Origin of the sequence: Marinobacterium rhizophilum DSM 18822 (assembly GCF_000378045.1) — a bacterium.
GTDB lineage: Bacteria > Pseudomonadota > Gammaproteobacteria > Pseudomonadales > Balneatricaceae > Marinobacterium_A > Marinobacterium_A rhizophilum.
On record NZ_KB899089.1, the window covers coordinates 274,361 to 290,238 of the forward strand.

Sequence of the window (15,878 nt, forward strand, 5' to 3'; positions counted from 1 at the left end):
CTGATAGCTGAATTTCGCCATCCACGGCTCACTTTGAACCCTAGTAATTATCGGACCTCATGGCAAAACTACCGATCCTCGAATTTCCGGACCCGCGTCTGCGTACCATAGCAGAATCCGTCGAAACGGTTACTGAGAATACTCGTCAATTGATCGACGATATGTTCGAAACCATGTACGACGCACCGGGCATTGGTCTGGCCGCGACACAGGTCAATGTGCATCAGCGCATCATCACCATCGATATCTCCGAAGACAATGACGATCCTCTGGTGCTGATTAATCCAACCTTTGAAGTCCTCGACAAGGAGCTGGAGCGCATGCAGGAAGGCTGCCTGTCGGTCCCCGGCTTCTATGAAAACGTCGAAAGACCCAATCACATTCGCGTCAAGGCGCTCGATCGCGACGGCAACGCCCTCGATTTCGAAGCACGGGACCTGCTGGCCGTCTGCATTCAGCATGAAATCGATCACCTCGATGGCAAGCTGTTTGTCGACTACCTGTCGCCGCTCAAGCGTACCCGCATTCGCGGCAAGCTCGAAAAGAAACATCGCCTGGAAGAAAACCAGCCGGTTTGATTCGGCCCTGGTCTTCGCAAGACTTGCAGGCGGGCAGCAGCCCCCTGCAAATCGATTTCACAATGGAGCCTCCTGATGCCCGAGCCGCTGAGAATTGTCTTCGCCGGCACACCCGACTTTGCCGCAGCCAGCCTGAAGGCCCTGTTTGAAACCCACCATAATGTCATCGCCGTCTATACTCAGCCCGACCGCCCCGCAGGTCGGGGCCGCAAACTGACCCCGAGCCCCGTCAAGAAACTTGCACTGGAGCAGGGTATCGAGGTTTACCAGCCACTTTCGCTCAAGGATGCCGATGCTCAGCAAGAGCTGGCTGCGCTCAAGCCCGACCTGATGATTGTGGCGGCCTATGGTCTACTGTTACCCAAGGTCGTACTGGAAACTCCGCGACTTGGCTGCATCAACGTGCACGCATCCCTGTTGCCGCGCTGGCGCGGAGCGGCGCCCATACACCGCGCTCTGCTAGCCGGCGACAGCGAAACCGGTATTACCATCATGCAAATGGACGTGGGCCTGGATACCGGCGACATGCTGCTCAAGGCGACGTGTCCGATTCTGCCGGACGACAACAGTGGCGTGCTGCATGACCGCTTGGCGGCGCTGGGTGCCAGCACCCTGTTACAAAGCCTGACGGCCATCCAGGATGGCAGCATCAGGCCAGAGGCCCAGGACAACAGCCAGGCCTGTTACGCCCACAAGCTCGAAAAGCAGGAAGGCAACATCGACTGGCAGCGCAGCGCCGACTACCTGGCGCGCCAGGTACGAGGCCTGTCACCCTGGCCGGTTGCCTTTACCCAGCTGGCTGGAACAACCCTGCGCATCTGGGAAGCCGAGTCGCTGCACAGCCAGAGCGATGCCGCCCCCGGCACAGTGATTGCGGCAGACAAAGACGGTATCAGCATTGCCTGCGGGCAGGGTGTACTGCGTATTACCCGACTGCAATTGCCCGGCGGAACGCCGCTCAACAGCACAGACATTATGAATTCCAGGCGTGACACCTTCAGCCTGGGCACGAGGCTTGGAGCCGCATGAACCTTAGAACACTGGCCGCCCAGACACTGACCCCCCTGCTATTGCATCGCGGCTCTCTCAGCGCAACACTTCCAACCTCGCTATACACCTGCGTTCCCAGGGACCGCGCGCTGTTGCAACAGCTCTGCTATGGCACCATGCGCTTTGAGCCCAGGCTCTCACTGATTGCCGATCACCTGCTGCAAAAGCCGTTTCGCGACAAGGATGCAGACCTGCAGGCACTGGTACTGCTCGGGCTGTATCAGCTCGACCAGACCCGCATTGCCGACCATGCCGCCATCAGCGAAACCGTTGATGCGACCAAAGAGCTGAACAAGGACTGGGCTCGCGGCCTGGTCAACGCCGTTTTGCGCCGCTTTCAGCGTGAGCGCGACAGCATCATGGAAACCCTGGGTGACAACCCGCGCCTGCAGTACAACCACCCCGACTGGATGATCGGCAAGCTGCAACAGAACTGGCCCGACTGCTGGCCTCAGATCATGCTGGCCAACGACCAGCCTGCGCCCATGACCCTGCGCCTCAATACACGGCAAAGCACACGCGAAGCCTACCTTGAGCAGCTCTATATTGCCGGCATCGACGCGACGCCCGGTGCTTTCGCAGAAACCGCCATTTACCTGTCCCAGGCCTGCGACGTAACCGAACTGCCAGGTTTTAACGAAGGCCTGGTCAGCGTGCAGGATGAAGCCGCCCAGTTATCCGCCGCCTTGCTCGATCTCAAGCCCGGCCAGCGGGTACTGGACGCCTGCGCGGCCCCCGGCGGCAAGCTGTGCCACCTGCTGGAGCACGAGCCCGACCTTGGCGCCGTGGAAGCGCTGGAACTGGACGCCCGGCGCGCCGAGCGTATTCAGCAGAACCTGCAGCGCCTGAAACTGAGCTGCACCGTCACCCTGGGCGATGCGTCCAGCGACAGCTGGTGGGACGGGCAAAGCTACGACCGCATCCTTATCGATGCCCCCTGCAGCGCGACCGGCGTTATTCGGCGTCATCCGGATATCAAGTACCTGCGCCGCAACGAAGACATTAAGCGACTGGCCGACCTGCAGCTGAGCATTCTGCAAAATTGCTGGAAAATGCTCAGCCCCGGCGGCAAGCTGCTGTACGCAACCTGCTCGATTTTCCCACAGGAAAACGAGCGCGTGCTGGCCCGGTTCATCAAGACACAGCCCGATGCGCTGCATCTGCCCATCGACGCGAACTGGGGGCATGCGAGGCCGCTAGGGCGCCAACTGTTCCCGCAGCAGGATGGGCACGACGGTTTTTACTACGCTTTACTTGAAAAACCCGCCAACTAATCAGGGCAGGCCCCACTGACCTATGAAAATCATACTGATGGGAGCCGGCCAGGTTGGCGGCACCCTGGCAGAAAACCTTGCCATTGAAGCCAATGACATCACCGTGGTCGATACTGACAGCGCACGTCTGCGCGAACTGCAGGATCGGCTGGATATCCGGACCATTGAAGGCAAGGCCTCGTACCCCAGCGTGCTCGAGCGCGCGGGAGCCAAGGATGCGGACATGCTGATCGCCGTCACCAACAGTGACGAGGTCAACATGATCGCCTGCCAGCTGGCGCACACCCTGTTCAGCACCCCGACCAAGATTGCCCGGGTGCGTGAGCACGATTACCTGCGCAAGGAAGGCGAGATTTTCAAGAATCAGGCCATTCCGGTGGATGTGCTCATCAGCCCGGAGCAGCTGGTTACGCAGCATATACAGCGACTGATCCAGCACCCCGGTGCGCTGCAGGTGCTGGACTTTGCCCAGGGGCAGGCCCAGCTGGTCGCGGTAAAAGCCTATTATGGCGGTCCGCTGGTCGGTCGCGAAATATCCTACCTGCGCACCCACATGCCCGCCGTAGATACCCGCGTGGCAGCCATTTTTCGCCAGGACAGGCCGATCATCCCGCAGGGCAATACGATCATCGAGGCCGACGACGAGGTGTTTTTTATCGCCGCCCAGCGTGACATTCGCGCCGTGATGAGCGAATTGCGCCGACTCGACAACCCGTACAAGCGGCTCATCATTGCAGGCGGCGGCAACATCGGGGCCCGCCTGGCCGCCAATATCGAAAACCAGTGCCAGGTCAAAATCATCGAGCGCAACATCCAGCGCTGCAACGCCCTGGCCAAGACCCTCGACAACACCATCGTGCTGCACGGCAGTGCCTCGGACCGCGACCTTCTGATCGAGGAAAATATCGAGGACACCGATGTTTTCCTGGCACTGACCAACGATGACGAGGCCAATATCATGGCCTCGATGCTGGCCAAGCGGCTTGGCGCACGTACCGTCATGACGCTGATCAACAACCCTGCCTATGTAGACCTGGTGCAGGGCGGTGTCATCGACATTGCCATATCACCACAGCAAACCACCATCAGCGCGCTGCTGACCCATGTCCGGCGCGGCGATGTCGCCGCCGTGCACTCATTGCGCCGCGGGGCCGCGGAAGCAATAGAGGCGGTTGCCCATGGTGACAGGCGCAGCTCCAAGGTTGTGGGGCGGGCGATTGAAGACATAGACCTGCCGCCCGGTACGACCATCGGCGCCATAATCCGTAACGACGAGGTTCTTATCGCCCACGATGATGTCGTGATCGAGAATGGCGACCACGTTGTCCTGTTTCTGGTAGACAAACGCCGCATTCGCGATGTTGAGCGTCTGTTCCAGGTTGGTCTCGCCTTTTTCTGAGCGGCTGCCACGCTATGCGCTATAGAGTCATTCTAAAAATTCTTGGCATCCTGCTGATGATATTCAGCATCACCATGTTGCCGGCACTGCTGGTGTCCTTCATCTACGAGGATGGCGCCCATCAAGCCTTCCTGGCGGGCTTCGCAATTACCCTGCTGACCGGCGTCTTCCTCTGGCTGCCGGTATACCGTGTGCGGGAGGATTTGCGCACCCGCGACGGATTCCTGATCACCGTCCTGTTCTGGACCGTACTGGGGCTGTTCGGCGCCGTACCATTAATGCTGGCCGATTACCCGCATCTGCGCGTGGTGGATGCGGTGTTTGAATCGGTATCGGGACTCACCACCACCGGTGCCACGGTCATGACGGGAATCGACTGGCTGCCGCCGTCAATCCTGCTTTACCGTCAACAGTTGCAGTGGCTTGGCGGCATGGGGATCATCGTGCTGGCCGTGGCGATACTGCCGATGCTGGGTATCGGCGGCATGCAGCTGTATCGGGCCGAGACGCCTGGACCGGTGAAAGACTCCAAGTTGACACCACGCATTACGGAAACCGCCAAGGCGCTCTGGTATATCTACCTGTCACTGACCGTAGTGTGCGCGCTGGGTTACTGGCTGGCGGGCATGACGGCATTTGATGCCATCGCCCACAGCTTTTCGACTGTCGCCATCGGCGGCTTCTCGACCCACGATGCCAGCATCGGCTACTTCGATAGCCCCATTATCGAGTCCATCGCGATCTTTTTCATGCTCGTCTCGGGGGTCAATTTCGGGCTGCATTTTTTCGCCTGGCGCCAGCGCTCGCTCAGCCACTATTTCCAGGACCCCGAGTTTCGCTTCTACCTGTCGCTGCTCGGCATCACCGCGCTCATTGCCTTCATGATTCTGGCGCTGACGCAGACCTACCCCGTCAACGAAGCCCTGCGCCGGTCCGTCTTCATGGTGGTCTCCATCGCCACGACCACCGGCTTTTCCACCGCCGACTTCGCCAACTGGCCCGTGATGCTGCCGTTTCTGTTGTTCGTGACCGCCTTCGCCGGCGGCTGTGCCGCCTCCACCGGCGGTGGCATGAAGGTCATCCGCATCCTGCTGATCCTGAAGCAGGGATACCGCGAAATAAAACGCCTGGTACACCCTAACGCGATCATCTCGGTCAAGATCGGTAACCGGCCGATCTCGGACCGTGTACTGGAGGCGGTATGGGGATTCTTTTCGGTGTACATGCTGGTATTCGTGATCATGCTGATTGCCCTGCTGGGCACGGGGCTTGATCAGGTCACGGCCTGGTCCGCAGTGGGCGCCACGCTGAACAACCTGGGTCCGGGACTGGGGGATGTCTCTGTTCATTTTGGCAATCTGAACGATACCGCTAAATGGATCCTGTGTTTCGCCATGCTACTGGGGCGGCTGGAAGTATTCACGCTGCTGGTGCTGTTTACCCCCATCTTCTGGCGCCGCTAAACAAAACGACGGCAGAACCGGGGGGCGCTGCCGTCGTCGTTATGATCCTTTTCAAACCCTTAGCCGTGTCGGCGGACCCGTTTATCCGTACCGACGCGGCTGCCCCTCAGGCCTCTGGCTAAAGCGACGATATTCCCACTGATACTGGCTGGGCAGGGCGCGTACGCAGGCTTCTACCGAGCGATTCATCGCCGCCGCCGCCTGCTCCAGGTCCTTGTCATCCAGCCCGGCTTCCGCTTCGCGAAAATAGATCTCGAACCCCTCGCCATCAGGCAGCCGCTCGGCATAGCCACAGATGACCTTGGCTTTGGTCTGGCGTGCCAGCTGCGGCAACAGTTTCATGGTCAGCGCATCCACGCCGAAGAAGGGCGCAAAAACACCACTGGGCGCGTCAGGCTCCTGGTCCGGCAGGATACCGACCATCTCTGCCCGCTTGAGTGCCTTCATTACCATACGCACACCCGATGCATTGGCCGGTGCCATGCGCGAACCCAGGCGCGCGCGCATCCGCTTGATAAGATCATCCATGAGCTTGAGTCGCGGTGGCTTGTACATCGCCGTAAAGGGATAGCGATTGGACAGGTAAAGGTTCAGCACTTCCCAGTTGCCCAGATGAGGGGCAATCAGAATGATGCCCCGTCCCGCAGCCAGCGTTTCGGTAATCAGTTCCTCTCCATTCACAGCGCGGATATTTTTCAGGCTGCGCTCGGGGGACCATAGCCAGGACATGCCCATTTCCGCCATCGAGCGACCGGTTTCAGCCAGGCTCGCGATGATCAGTTCTTCCCGTTTATCCGCCTCGAGCTCGGGAAAGCAAAGCTCAATATTGCGCCGGGTGTTAGCCGCCAGCTTGCTGTTGGGCTTCTTGTACTGGCTGCGGCCAAACCGGGCACCCAGGGACTGCGCCCACTTGAGTGGCAACAGCGCCAGTATGCCGAGAACCAGTATGGCCAAAACTGCTTTTACTTTATCCAATGCGATGTCCACCCACAGCGTTGTTCCCTGAGTCGCACAGTATATCGAATATCGGGCCAACTGAGGCGACACCGGCACTGTTCGTCCCTGCGGAACCGGCGTGCGGTTTTTTCCCCATCACTCAGATAAGCGCACACCTCGGTCACTGCACTTTTCGTGTATAATTTCGCTCTTATTTTGGCCAACCGACTATTAAAGATGGTGATCTCCGTGACCGAAAAGGTGACCTCAGACGTCAGCACCTTCCAGGGTTTGATCCTGGCTCTGCAGCAATACTGGGCAGAGCAGGGCTGTGTCATTATTCAGCCGCTGGATATGGAAGTTGGTGCAGGCACCTTCCATCCGGCAACCTTCCTGCGCTCCATCGGCCCCGAGTCCTGGCGCTCGGCGTACGTACAGCCCAGCCGCCGCCCGACCGACGGACGCTATGGCGAAAACCCCAACCGCCTGCAGCACTACTACCAGTTCCAGGTTGTTATAAAACCCTCGCCCGACAATTTTCAGGAGCTGTACCTCGGCTCCCTGCAGCGCATGGGTCTGGATCTCAATGTGCATGACGTGCGCTTTGTCGAAGACAACTGGGAATCCCCAACGCTTGGCGCCTGGGGACTGGGCTGGGAAGTGTGGCTGAACGGCATGGAAGTCAGCCAGTTCACCTACTTCCAGCAGGCTGGCGGTCTGGAGTGCTACCCGGTAACCGGCGAGATTACCTACGGGCTCGAGCGTATTGCCATGTACCTGCAAGAAGTCGACAGCGTCTACGACCTCATCTGGGCGCGCCAACCCGATGGCAGTGTCGTGACCTACGGCGACGTCTACCATCAGAACGAGGTAGAGCAGTCGACCTACAACTTCGAGCATGCGGACGTTGACACCCTGTTTGGCAATTTCGATTTCCACGAACGCGAGTGCAACAAGCTGCTGGCGCTGGAAACACCACTGCCGTTGCCGGCCTATGAACAGGTGCTCAAGGCCTCCCATACATTTAACCTGCTGGATGCCCGCCACGCGGTATCCGTAACGGAACGCCAGCGCTATATCCTGCGCGTGCGCACGCTGGCCCGTGACGTTGCCGCCGCCTATTTCAATGCCCGCAAGGCACTGGGCTTCCCGCTGGCAGCGCCCGAGATTCGTGACGAAGTACTCGCCGCCTGTGCCGAGGAGACCCACTGATGATTAAAGATTTCCTGTTTGAACTGGGTACCGAAGAGCTGCCACCCAAGGCACTGCTGAAACTGTCCCAGGCGCTGGAAAGCGAAATCCGCAAGGGTATCGAAGCGGTACTGGGCCAGGGTGCCGCAGAACTGCTCAAGCCCGCCGTGTTTCGTTCCTTCGCTGCGCCGCGCAGGCTTGCACTGCTGGTAGAACAGCTGTGCACCGAAGTCCCGGCCAGCGAGTTCTTCGTCCAGGGTCCGCCGGCGAGGATCGCCTTTGACGCCAGCGGCGCTCCCAGCAAGGCGCTGGAGGGCTTTGCCCGCAAGTGCGGCACCAGCGTTGATCAGCTGGTCGAGATGGACGGCAAAATGTGTTTCCGCCAGGCATCTGCTGCGACGCCACTCACCGACGCGCTGCCGAACATCATCGCGCAAGCACTCGACAAGCTGCCGATTCCCAAGCGCATGCGCTGGGGTGCTTCGCGTACCGAATTTGTGCGTCCGGTGAAATGGGCAGTACTGCTGTTCGGCGACGAGGTGCTGGACTGCAATATCATCGGCCTCCAGGCCGGACGCAAAACGCGCGGCCACCGCTTCCACTACAACCACGAAATCGAGCTCATTGCCCCGGCCGACTATGAGAAGGTTCTGCACGAGCAGGGATACGTGGTCGCGGACTTTGCCAAGCGCCGCGAGCTCATTCGCACGCAGCTACTGCACGAGGGCGACAAGATTGGTGGCCAAGTTGTCATCGATCCGGACCTGCTGGATGAAGTCACCGCCCTCAACGAGTGGCCCGTTGCGCTGACCGGCCGCTTCGAAGAGCGTTTCCTGACCGTGCCGTCCCAGGCGCTGATTTCCAGCATGGCGGACAACCAGAAGTACTTCCACCTGCTGGATGGAGCAGGGCAGTTGATGCCGTACTTCATCACCGTGGCGAATATCCAGTCGAAGGAGCCCCAGCAGATCATCGACGGCAATGAAAAGGTGATTCGTCCGCGCCTGGCTGATGCGGCCTTCTTCTTCGAGACCGACAAGAAGACGACCCTGGAATCCCGCTGCGACAAACTTGCCTCCATTGTGTTTCAAAAGGACCTCGGCAGCCTGCATGCCAAATCAGAGCGTGTCGCGCACCTGGCTGGCTATATCGCCAGCCGCATTGGCGGCAGTCCTGCATGGGCCCAGCGTGCGGCGCAGCTTTCCAAGTGCGACCTGGTAACCGAAATGGTACTTGAGTTCCCCGAGCTTCAGGGACTCATGGGGTATCACTATGCGCTCAACGATGGCGAGCCACAGGAAGTCGCGCTGGCACAGAATGAGCAGTACATGCCCAGGTTCGCCGGTGACCAGCTGCCCGAAACCCTGACCGGTGCTGCGGTGGCCATCGCCGACCGGCTGGATACCCTGACGGGTCTGTTCGGCATCAACCAGCCGCCGACCGGTTCCAAGGATCCCTTCGCACTGCGCCGCGCGACGGTTGGCGTGCTGCGCATCATGGTCGAGAAAGAGCTGGATCTGGACCTGGGCGAGTTGCTCAAGGTTGCCGCCGACGGCCACGCCAGCCTGCCGGCACGGGACGGTCTCGAAGAGCGGGTGCTGGACTTCATGCTGGATCGCCTGCGCGCCTGGTACGAAGACCGCGATATCGCCGTCGAGACCTACCTGGCTGTACACGCACTCAGGCCCACCCGTCCGCTGGATTTCGACCGCCGTGTACGCGCCGTTGCCTACTTCCGTACGCTGCCCGAAGCCGATGCACTGGCGGCGGGCAACAAGCGTGTCAGCAACATTCTCAGCAAGCAGGACTCACACAACGACGCGGTGGTCACCGAGTCCCTGCTGCAGGAAGCGGCAGAGAAGGATCTTTTTTCACGGGTTCAAGCCATGCAGATTGAGCTGCAGCCGGTCTTCGAAAGAGGTGATTACCAGACCGCGCTGGAACAGCTCGCAGGTCTGCACGCGGTGGTCGATCGCTTCTTTGAAGAGGTGATGGTCAACGCCGATGATGAGTCGGTGCGCAACAACCGGCTTGCACTGCTATCGCAGTTGCGGGGGCTTTTCCTGGGCGTCGCGGATATTTCCCTTATCGGCAGCTGATAGCCAACAGCAGGGGCCAGGCAGCCAGACCAAAGGCCCGTCTGCTACCCGCATTGAAACCCGCCTTACGGCGGGTTTTTTTATGGTTCTTCGCACTTTAGCGGGAAAGAATATTTTACCATCGGGCCCCGTAATCGAAGCGCACTGCGACGCTTGGACATTTCGTGCGAAACGAAACATCTTCGCTTCCGACTAAGCCTCCTTTTCGCCTCTTGGCGACTTACTTTTCTTTGCTCGTGCGAAAGAAAAAGTAAGCAAAAACTCTCTACAACAGGACGACGCCCGAAGCAACCGGCCCAAGGGCTACGCTGCGCCCCGAGAGTATTTTTCGGGCGCAGCTGACGTCACATCCCTATACCGCATCTGCAGCTCGGCATCCATGCCTCGCCCCTAACGGGCCTGATCGAAAATTACTCCCAGTGCTCGCCGGCTTATGGACATGGATGTCCTGTATGCAGGCAATGCAGGAGCAATTGCCCGTCCTAACGGGTCCCAGGCGCCACCTTCGGCTCTCTGGAAGTGCACCGGAATCCCCGCAGGTGCTGTTGGAGCTCAAATGCAGCAAAACAGAAATTACTGAGGGAAAGGCCAAAGTTTCCCTTTAATCTGCGAAGAACCTTTTTTATGCTCGCAGCGGGCGCTTCCAATGCAGAGCGGTAGAGCGCCAGGACATGTGTTTCACGTGAAACATATGCCCTGGAATTCAACAGCGTCCGGACAGCGGCGTAGCCGGCAGCTCCCGGTGTGATTGCAGCCGGCGCCCCTGCGGCAGGTTACCAATGACCGACCCGAACAGCACCAGCAGTATGCTGACGACCAGCCCCATGCTGAGCGATTCACCGAACAGCGGTACGGCCAGGCCGCCCACCAGCACCGGCACCAGTGCCATCAGCGCACCCACCCGCGTCGCCCCCAGCAACTGCACAGCCCGGACATAGCAGATCATCTGCACGATGGTTGCCAGCACACCCTGGTACAGGCTCTGGCTCAACAGCATCGACCAGGATGCCTGCGCCAGCCCGGAAGGCAGCCAAAGCACATACACCGGCAGGTAGAGCAGGGCAGTCACAACAACAACACCGATGGTCGCCACCCAGGGCTCCAGCGCCCAGGTTCGCAGCAGCGCCGTATAGATCGCCCAGCACAGGCAGGCACCTACAAAGCACAGATCACCAACCCAGTAGCGACTCGACTCCAGCAGCGTCTCCAGCAGCAGAACGGCAACACCCACACTGCTGATGAGAATGCCGATCCAGACCATCCGCGGCCGGCGCTCGCCCGCCAGGATGACGGCGGCCACCGCGACCAAAACGGGCATCAAACCGGGTAGCAGCAGTGCCGCATGGGTCGCCGGGGCACGGGCAAAACCACTGTAGACAAAGAGCCCGTAGCCGAGCCCGCCGAACAGTCCCAGGATCAGAATTCGGACGTTTATAAGCTGTTGCCTGTAGCGCCAGGCCAGGGGCGCCAACAGCAGCAGTGCGGTACCGAAACGGATCGCCAGCATGTCGGTCATCCCCAAAGAGGCGAGGCTGCCCGCGCGTGACATCAGGATAAAGCCCGTCCAGATCAGGATCGCCACCAACGCAAAGCAAAGCCCCCGTCGGGTGTTATCCACTGCACTTGCTACCTGGTTGTTGTCCATTGTCTGTCCGCCTTGCTTACGCCTTAAATGAATCTGGTGCTTTAACACAGCACTTCAATGGCGTTAGAATACGCGCCTTTACCATTCACAAATAACGAATAATAATGAAAGCAGCCTTCGTTATTAGTGAATCTATATTCACCATGGAGCCCAACATGGACATATCGGATCTGCAGGTCTTCAAGACCGTCGTCGACGCCGGCGGCATCACCCGAGCGGCTGAACGGCTGCACCGGGTTCCGTCCAACGTCACGGCACGCATTCAGAAACTCGAACAGCAGCTGGAACAACCGCTGTTCTATCGCGAGAAAAACCGTCTCACGATCACCCCGGCAGGTCTGCGCCTGATGGATTATGCACAGCGCATGATCCAGCTGAGACAACAGGCAATCGATGAATTAACCAACCCGGAGCCCACCGGGTTGCTGCGGGTTGGGTCTATGGAAAGCAGCGCCGCGGCACGCCTGCCCCCGGTACTGGTCGATTTTCATCGGCGCTTTGGCAACGTGAATCTCGAACTGACAACCGGCGCTTCAGGCCCCCTGGTTGAAAAGGTATTAAGCGGTGATCTGGATGTAGTCCTGGCGGCCGATCCGATACCGGACCGGCGACTGGCAACGCAGCCCTGTTTTGATGAAGAGCTGGTGATCGTCAAACCCCTGTCGCTGGCCGACAGCCTGGGCCCGTCAGCGCTGCCGGAGCCGCTCACGGTGGTTGGCTTTACCCAGGGATGCAGCTACCGCAACCGCATCGAACACTGGCTGGCGACCGGGGACAGACATTGCGACCGCATGGTGGAAATTCCAAGCCATCACACCATGCTGGCCTGCGTCATGGCGGGCATGGGCATCGCCATGGTGCCACGCTCCGTGCTGGCGCTGCACCCCTCGCTCGAAGGCCTTAGCGTCGAGACACCCGAAAGCGCCATCAGCCAGGCCACGACCTATCTGATCTGGCGCCAGGATGCGGTCATGCCCGCGATCAAGGCGCTCGGCGAGGTGCTGGCCGATCATGGGAATCTGAGACGTGCCGACACTGCGGCAGACAATGCGACAAAAGAGGGTTGATCCCGGAAGGCGCCGTCACAGGTTTCACGTGAAACAGATCACAGGCCGCAATTCGCGAGACGGCTATCGGCTATCTAGCCAGATAACGATGTTCCAGGTGGCGTCGAAACCAGACAGGGTTCAATTCCTCACCGGTTGCCTCGCGCATGAGCTCGGGCGCCTCCAGCAGGCTACCCCGATGCCAGACCCGCTCACGAAGCCAGTCTGAAAGTGGTCTCAGATCACCCTCACGCAACAGCGTTTCAAGACCACCGAGATCCCGCGACAGGGCCGCGAACAGTTGGGCGGCGTACATCGCGCCCAGGGTATAGGTGGGGAAATAGCCAAAGCCTCCGTCCGTCCAGTGGATATCCTGCATACAACCGTTGCGATAGTCACCCGCGGTCGACAGCCCCAGGCCTGCCTGCATCTTCTGATCCCAAAGCTCCGGTATGTCATTCACCTCGATGTTGCCTTCGATCAGCGCACGTTCGATCTCGTAGCGCAGCATGACATGGCAGGGATAGGTAACCTCGTCCGCATCAACACGGATCAGGCCCGGCTTGACCCGCGTATAGAGCCGCTGCAAATTGTCCGACGCCAGCAACGGTGACACGGCGTCGCCGAAGCTCTCTGCCAGCAGCGGTGCAAGCCAATGCAAAAAGGCCGCATGCCGACCCAGCTGCATCTCGAACAGCAAACTCTGGCTTTCATGTATTCCCATCGAGCGGGCCTGTCCCGCCGGCTGCCCACGCCAGTTGACGGGCAGATTCTGCTCATAGCAGCCATGGCCTGTTTCATGGATAACGCCCATCAGACCCACGGTGAAGTCATCATCGGTATAGCGCGTTGTGATACGGACATCCTCCGGCACACCCCCGCAGAACGGGTGTGCACTGATGTCCAGCCGCCCACACTGGAAGTCAAACCCGAGTTGCGACATTACCCGCAGCCCCAGCGCCCGCTGAGACTCGACAGGGAAGGGCCCCGTCGACCTGGTACAGGTTTCGCCAGACTGCCTGGCGATGATCTCCTGTGACAGTTCGGGCAGCCAGCCGGCAATATCACCAAAGAGGGTATCCAGCCGCGCCGCCGTCATGCCCGGCTCGTACAGGTCCAGCAGGCTGTCGTAACGGCCACCGCCATTCGCCTGCGCCCTGACCGAGGCTTCTTCGCGACTGAGCTTCACCACTTCGCGCAGATTGACGGCGAATCCCGACCAGTCATTCTGTTTGCGCTGATCACGCCAGGCATGTTCACAGCGCGCGCCGGCCAGCGACTGCGCTCGAACCAGCGCCTCAGGCAACACGGTCGCCTGGCGCCAGACACGACGCATCTCCCGCACGTTGGCCCGCTGGCTCGTATCGAGGCTGTGCGGCACGACCGCATCGAGCCAGTCACCGACTTCGGGGGCAGTCAGCCTGCGATGGCGAATCAGCGCCAGTTCCGCCATCGCCTCACTGCGGGCCTCATTGCTCCCGGCCGGCATCATGGTCGCCTGGTCCCAGTGACAGATTGCTGCCAGATGGTCGAGCCGGTAAAGCTGTTGAAAATGATCCACCAGTTGCTGATACGCAGATGTCATAGAGTCCTCCCGGTCGGTAGCCTCCCAGACGTCAAGGCGGACGCCAGGACTGGGCAATGGTCATCGCTTTCGGCCATAATCTGAGCTTGCCCATTCGATGCATTGGCACTTGCCAGTTTAGGCTGAGCCAAGCCCAGCCAACAAACCACGATCAATGAAAAGGAGTTTCCATGGCCGGCACCAGCCTGTTAGCGCTGCTCGACGATATCGCCACCGTGCTCGACGATATCTCTGTCATGACCAAGGTGGCGGCGAAAAAAACCGCCGGCGTGCTCGGCGATGACCTGGCGCTCAATGCCGAGCAGGTGACCGGCGTTCGCGCCGAACGCGAGCTTCCGGTGGTCTGGGCGGTGGCCAAGGGCTCCCTGCTGAACAAGCTGATCCTGGTACCCGCTGCGCTGTTGATCAGCGCCGTCGCCCCCTGGCTGATTATCCCGATGCTGATGCTCGGCGGTGCCTTTCTCTGCTACGAGGGCTTTGAAAAAATCGCACACCACTGGCTTCACAGCGCCAGCGAAGAGCAGGCCGAACACCTGGACAAGCTCAAGGCACTCAGCGACCCGGAGGTTGATCTGGTTGCCTACGAACGCGACAAGATCCGCGGCGCCATCCGCACCGACTTTATTCTGTCGGCCGAGATCATAGTGATTTCCCTGGGCATCGTCAGCGAGTCTCCGTTCATGACCCAGGTCGCTGTGGTCAGCACCATTGCGTTTTGCATGACTGTCGCCGTCTACAGCCTGGTGGGCGGCATCGTGAAACTGGACGACGCCGGTCTGTTCCTTGTCAGCCGCAAGGAAGGCTCGCGCCTGCACAGCCTGGGCAAGGGACTCGGACGCCTGCTGCTGCGCGGCGCACCCTGGCTGATGAAAGTGCTGTCGGTCGTCGGTACCGCAGCCATGTTCCTCGTGGGTGGCGGCATCCTGGTTCACGGCATTCCCGGCGCAGAACACTGGCAACATGGCGTTGTGGAGCGACTGGCCGAGCAGGCCGGATCTGTGCTGGCCTGGTTCGCCGGACCGCTGAGCAATGCCCTAGTGGGGATACTCGCCGGAGCCATTCTGGTCGGCCTGATCCAGCTTGGCACTCGCGTGTTCAGGCGGGCGGGATCACCAGGTTCCACGTGAAACATATCCTTGTGCAGACCTGAAACGAGCGGGCCGGCAATGCCGGCCTTTTTTTCATCCCGGAACTAACGTTCGCTTCCCAGCATGAAAGTTCGTTCCGATGCGCTGGTACAGGGCGTCGACCGCTGTGATAGCCATAGGCTTCAGCCTGAAGCCTTGAATGGAAAGTCCCAACCTTGGCGGCCAGGAAGCTGCCCGCCTTAACCCCCAATACACTCATGGGCAGACGGTCATTGCACAGGGAAGCGACAACCTGGCGTGCTGCCAGCGCACCCGCGTTTCGCCAAAATTGCAGTAGATCAGACTTCCTGTCACCGCTGCTCAGAGTCACGATAACTCGCGGTGCGATACGGTGGCTCAGCCAGACATTTGAAACAGGGGACCGAGCAGGATGGCATCTCAGCCGTCACGTTACGGTGAAGGGAAGCGGGTCCAGCGAAACTTCAGACAGGTCGGTGTGCTAGCGAATTTCGTGAGTGTGGAAA

At 59.9% G+C, this 15,878-nt stretch carries 12 protein-coding genes; 9 read left to right on the forward strand and 3 right to left on the reverse strand.

Annotated elements, in window-relative coordinates; translation table 11 throughout:
* Positions 1-59 precede the first annotated feature (59 nt).
* The 5 genes from def to F451_RS0101295 all read left to right on the forward strand — a co-directional run bounded on the left by def (position 60) and on the right by F451_RS0101295 (position 5,764).
* A complete protein-coding gene (gene def, locus F451_RS0101275) occupies positions 60-578 on the forward strand; it encodes a peptide deformylase (RefSeq protein WP_020679533.1) in 519 nt (172 codons plus the stop codon).
* 75 nt (positions 579-653) lie between these two features.
* Positions 654-1,607, forward strand: a complete 954-nt coding sequence (fmt, locus tag F451_RS0101280) for a methionyl-tRNA formyltransferase (protein ID WP_020679534.1) — start codon at positions 654-656, stop codon at positions 1,605-1,607.
* On the forward strand, positions 1,604-2,902 hold the full coding sequence (rsmB, locus tag F451_RS0101285; RefSeq protein ID WP_026291411.1) for a 16S rRNA (cytosine(967)-C(5))-methyltransferase RsmB: 1,299 nt from the start codon (positions 1,604-1,606) through the stop codon (positions 2,900-2,902). Before fmt ends, rsmB begins: the two co-directional genes overlap by 4 nt.
* A 22-nt stretch (positions 2,903-2,924) precedes the next feature.
* Positions 2,925-4,301: a Trk system potassium transporter TrkA gene (trkA, locus tag F451_RS0101290; protein ID WP_020679536.1), complete on the forward strand. Its 1,377-nt coding sequence runs from the start codon at positions 2,925-2,927 to the stop codon at positions 4,299-4,301.
* A 14-nt stretch (positions 4,302-4,315) separates the two neighbouring features.
* Positions 4,316-5,764 (forward strand): TrkH family potassium uptake protein, encoded by a 1,449-nt coding sequence (locus tag F451_RS0101295; RefSeq protein ID WP_020679537.1) that lies wholly within the window; start codon positions 4,316-4,318, stop codon positions 5,762-5,764.
* An 81-nt stretch (positions 5,765-5,845) separates the two neighbouring features.
* Here the strand turns inward: F451_RS0101295 and F451_RS0101300 are convergent, their stop codons facing one another.
* On the reverse strand, positions 5,846-6,739 hold the full coding sequence (locus F451_RS0101300) for a lysophospholipid acyltransferase family protein (protein WP_156826328.1): 894 nt from the start codon (positions 6,737-6,739) through the stop codon (positions 5,846-5,848).
* Between the two features lie 198 nt (positions 6,740-6,937).
* Here F451_RS0101300 and glyQ point away from each other — a divergent pair, with 198 nt between their 5' ends.
* Together glyQ and glyS are read left to right on the forward strand one after the other, a co-directional pair.
* Positions 6,938-7,912, forward strand: a complete 975-nt coding sequence (gene glyQ / locus F451_RS0101305; RefSeq protein ID WP_020679539.1) for a glycine--tRNA ligase subunit alpha — start codon at positions 6,938-6,940, stop codon at positions 7,910-7,912.
* Positions 7,912-9,990: a glycine--tRNA ligase subunit beta gene (glyS, locus tag F451_RS0101310; RefSeq protein ID WP_020679540.1), complete on the forward strand. Its 2,079-nt coding sequence runs from the start codon at positions 7,912-7,914 to the stop codon at positions 9,988-9,990. Before glyQ ends, glyS begins: the two co-directional genes overlap by 1 nt.
* A 703-nt stretch (positions 9,991-10,693) precedes the next feature.
* Here the strand turns inward: glyS and F451_RS0101320 are convergent.
* Positions 10,694-11,635: a DMT family transporter gene (locus F451_RS0101320; RefSeq protein ID WP_020679541.1), complete on the reverse strand. Its 942-nt coding sequence runs from the start codon at positions 11,633-11,635 to the stop codon at positions 10,694-10,696.
* Positions 11,636-11,790: 155 nt separating this feature from the next.
* On the opposite strand from F451_RS0101320, the gene F451_RS24465 reads away from it, so the two are divergent.
* Entirely contained in the window at positions 11,791-12,702 is a 912-nt protein-coding gene (locus F451_RS24465; RefSeq protein ID WP_020679542.1) for a LysR substrate-binding domain-containing protein, read from the forward strand.
* Between the two features lie 70 nt (positions 12,703-12,772).
* Here F451_RS24465 and F451_RS0101330 read toward each other — a convergent pair whose 3' ends face one another.
* Positions 12,773-14,266: a carboxypeptidase M32 gene (locus tag F451_RS0101330; protein ID WP_020679543.1), complete on the reverse strand. Its 1,494-nt coding sequence runs from the start codon at positions 14,264-14,266 to the stop codon at positions 12,773-12,775.
* Positions 14,267-14,436: 170 nt separating this feature from the next.
* On the opposite strand from F451_RS0101330, the gene F451_RS0101335 reads away from it, so the two are divergent.
* Entirely contained in the window at positions 14,437-15,393 is a 957-nt protein-coding gene (locus F451_RS0101335) for a DUF808 domain-containing protein (protein WP_020679544.1), read from the forward strand.
* Positions 15,394-15,878 lie beyond the last annotated feature (485 nt).

What these genes read in the sequence shown, in the direction of transcription:
- F451_RS0101320 (WP_020679541.1), bottom strand. Translation starts at nt 11,635, where the DNA reads ATGGACAACAACCAGGTAGCAAGTGCAGTGGATAACACCCGACGGGGG.
- F451_RS0101295 (WP_020679537.1), top strand. Translation starts at nt 4,316, where the DNA reads ATGCGCTATAGAGTCATTCTAAAAATTCTTGGCATCCTGCTGATGATA.
- F451_RS0101330 (WP_020679543.1), bottom strand. Translation starts at nt 14,266, where the DNA reads ATGACATCTGCGTATCAGCAACTGGTGGATCATTTTCAACAGCTTTAC.
- fmt (WP_020679534.1), top strand. Translation starts at nt 654, where the DNA reads ATGCCCGAGCCGCTGAGAATTGTCTTCGCCGGCACACCCGACTTTGCC.
- rsmB (WP_026291411.1), top strand. Translation starts at nt 1,604, where the DNA reads ATGAACCTTAGAACACTGGCCGCCCAGACACTGACCCCCCTGCTATTG.
- F451_RS24465 (WP_020679542.1), top strand. Translation starts at nt 11,791, where the DNA reads ATGGACATATCGGATCTGCAGGTCTTCAAGACCGTCGTCGACGCCGGC.
- def (WP_020679533.1), top strand. Translation starts at nt 60, where the DNA reads ATGGCAAAACTACCGATCCTCGAATTTCCGGACCCGCGTCTGCGTACC.
- F451_RS0101335 (WP_020679544.1), top strand. Translation starts at nt 14,437, where the DNA reads ATGGCCGGCACCAGCCTGTTAGCGCTGCTCGACGATATCGCCACCGTG.
- glyQ (WP_020679539.1), top strand. Translation starts at nt 6,938, where the DNA reads ATGGTGATCTCCGTGACCGAAAAGGTGACCTCAGACGTCAGCACCTTC.
- glyS (WP_020679540.1), top strand. Translation starts at nt 7,912, where the DNA reads ATGATTAAAGATTTCCTGTTTGAACTGGGTACCGAAGAGCTGCCACCC.
- trkA (WP_020679536.1), top strand. Translation starts at nt 2,925, where the DNA reads ATGAAAATCATACTGATGGGAGCCGGCCAGGTTGGCGGCACCCTGGCA.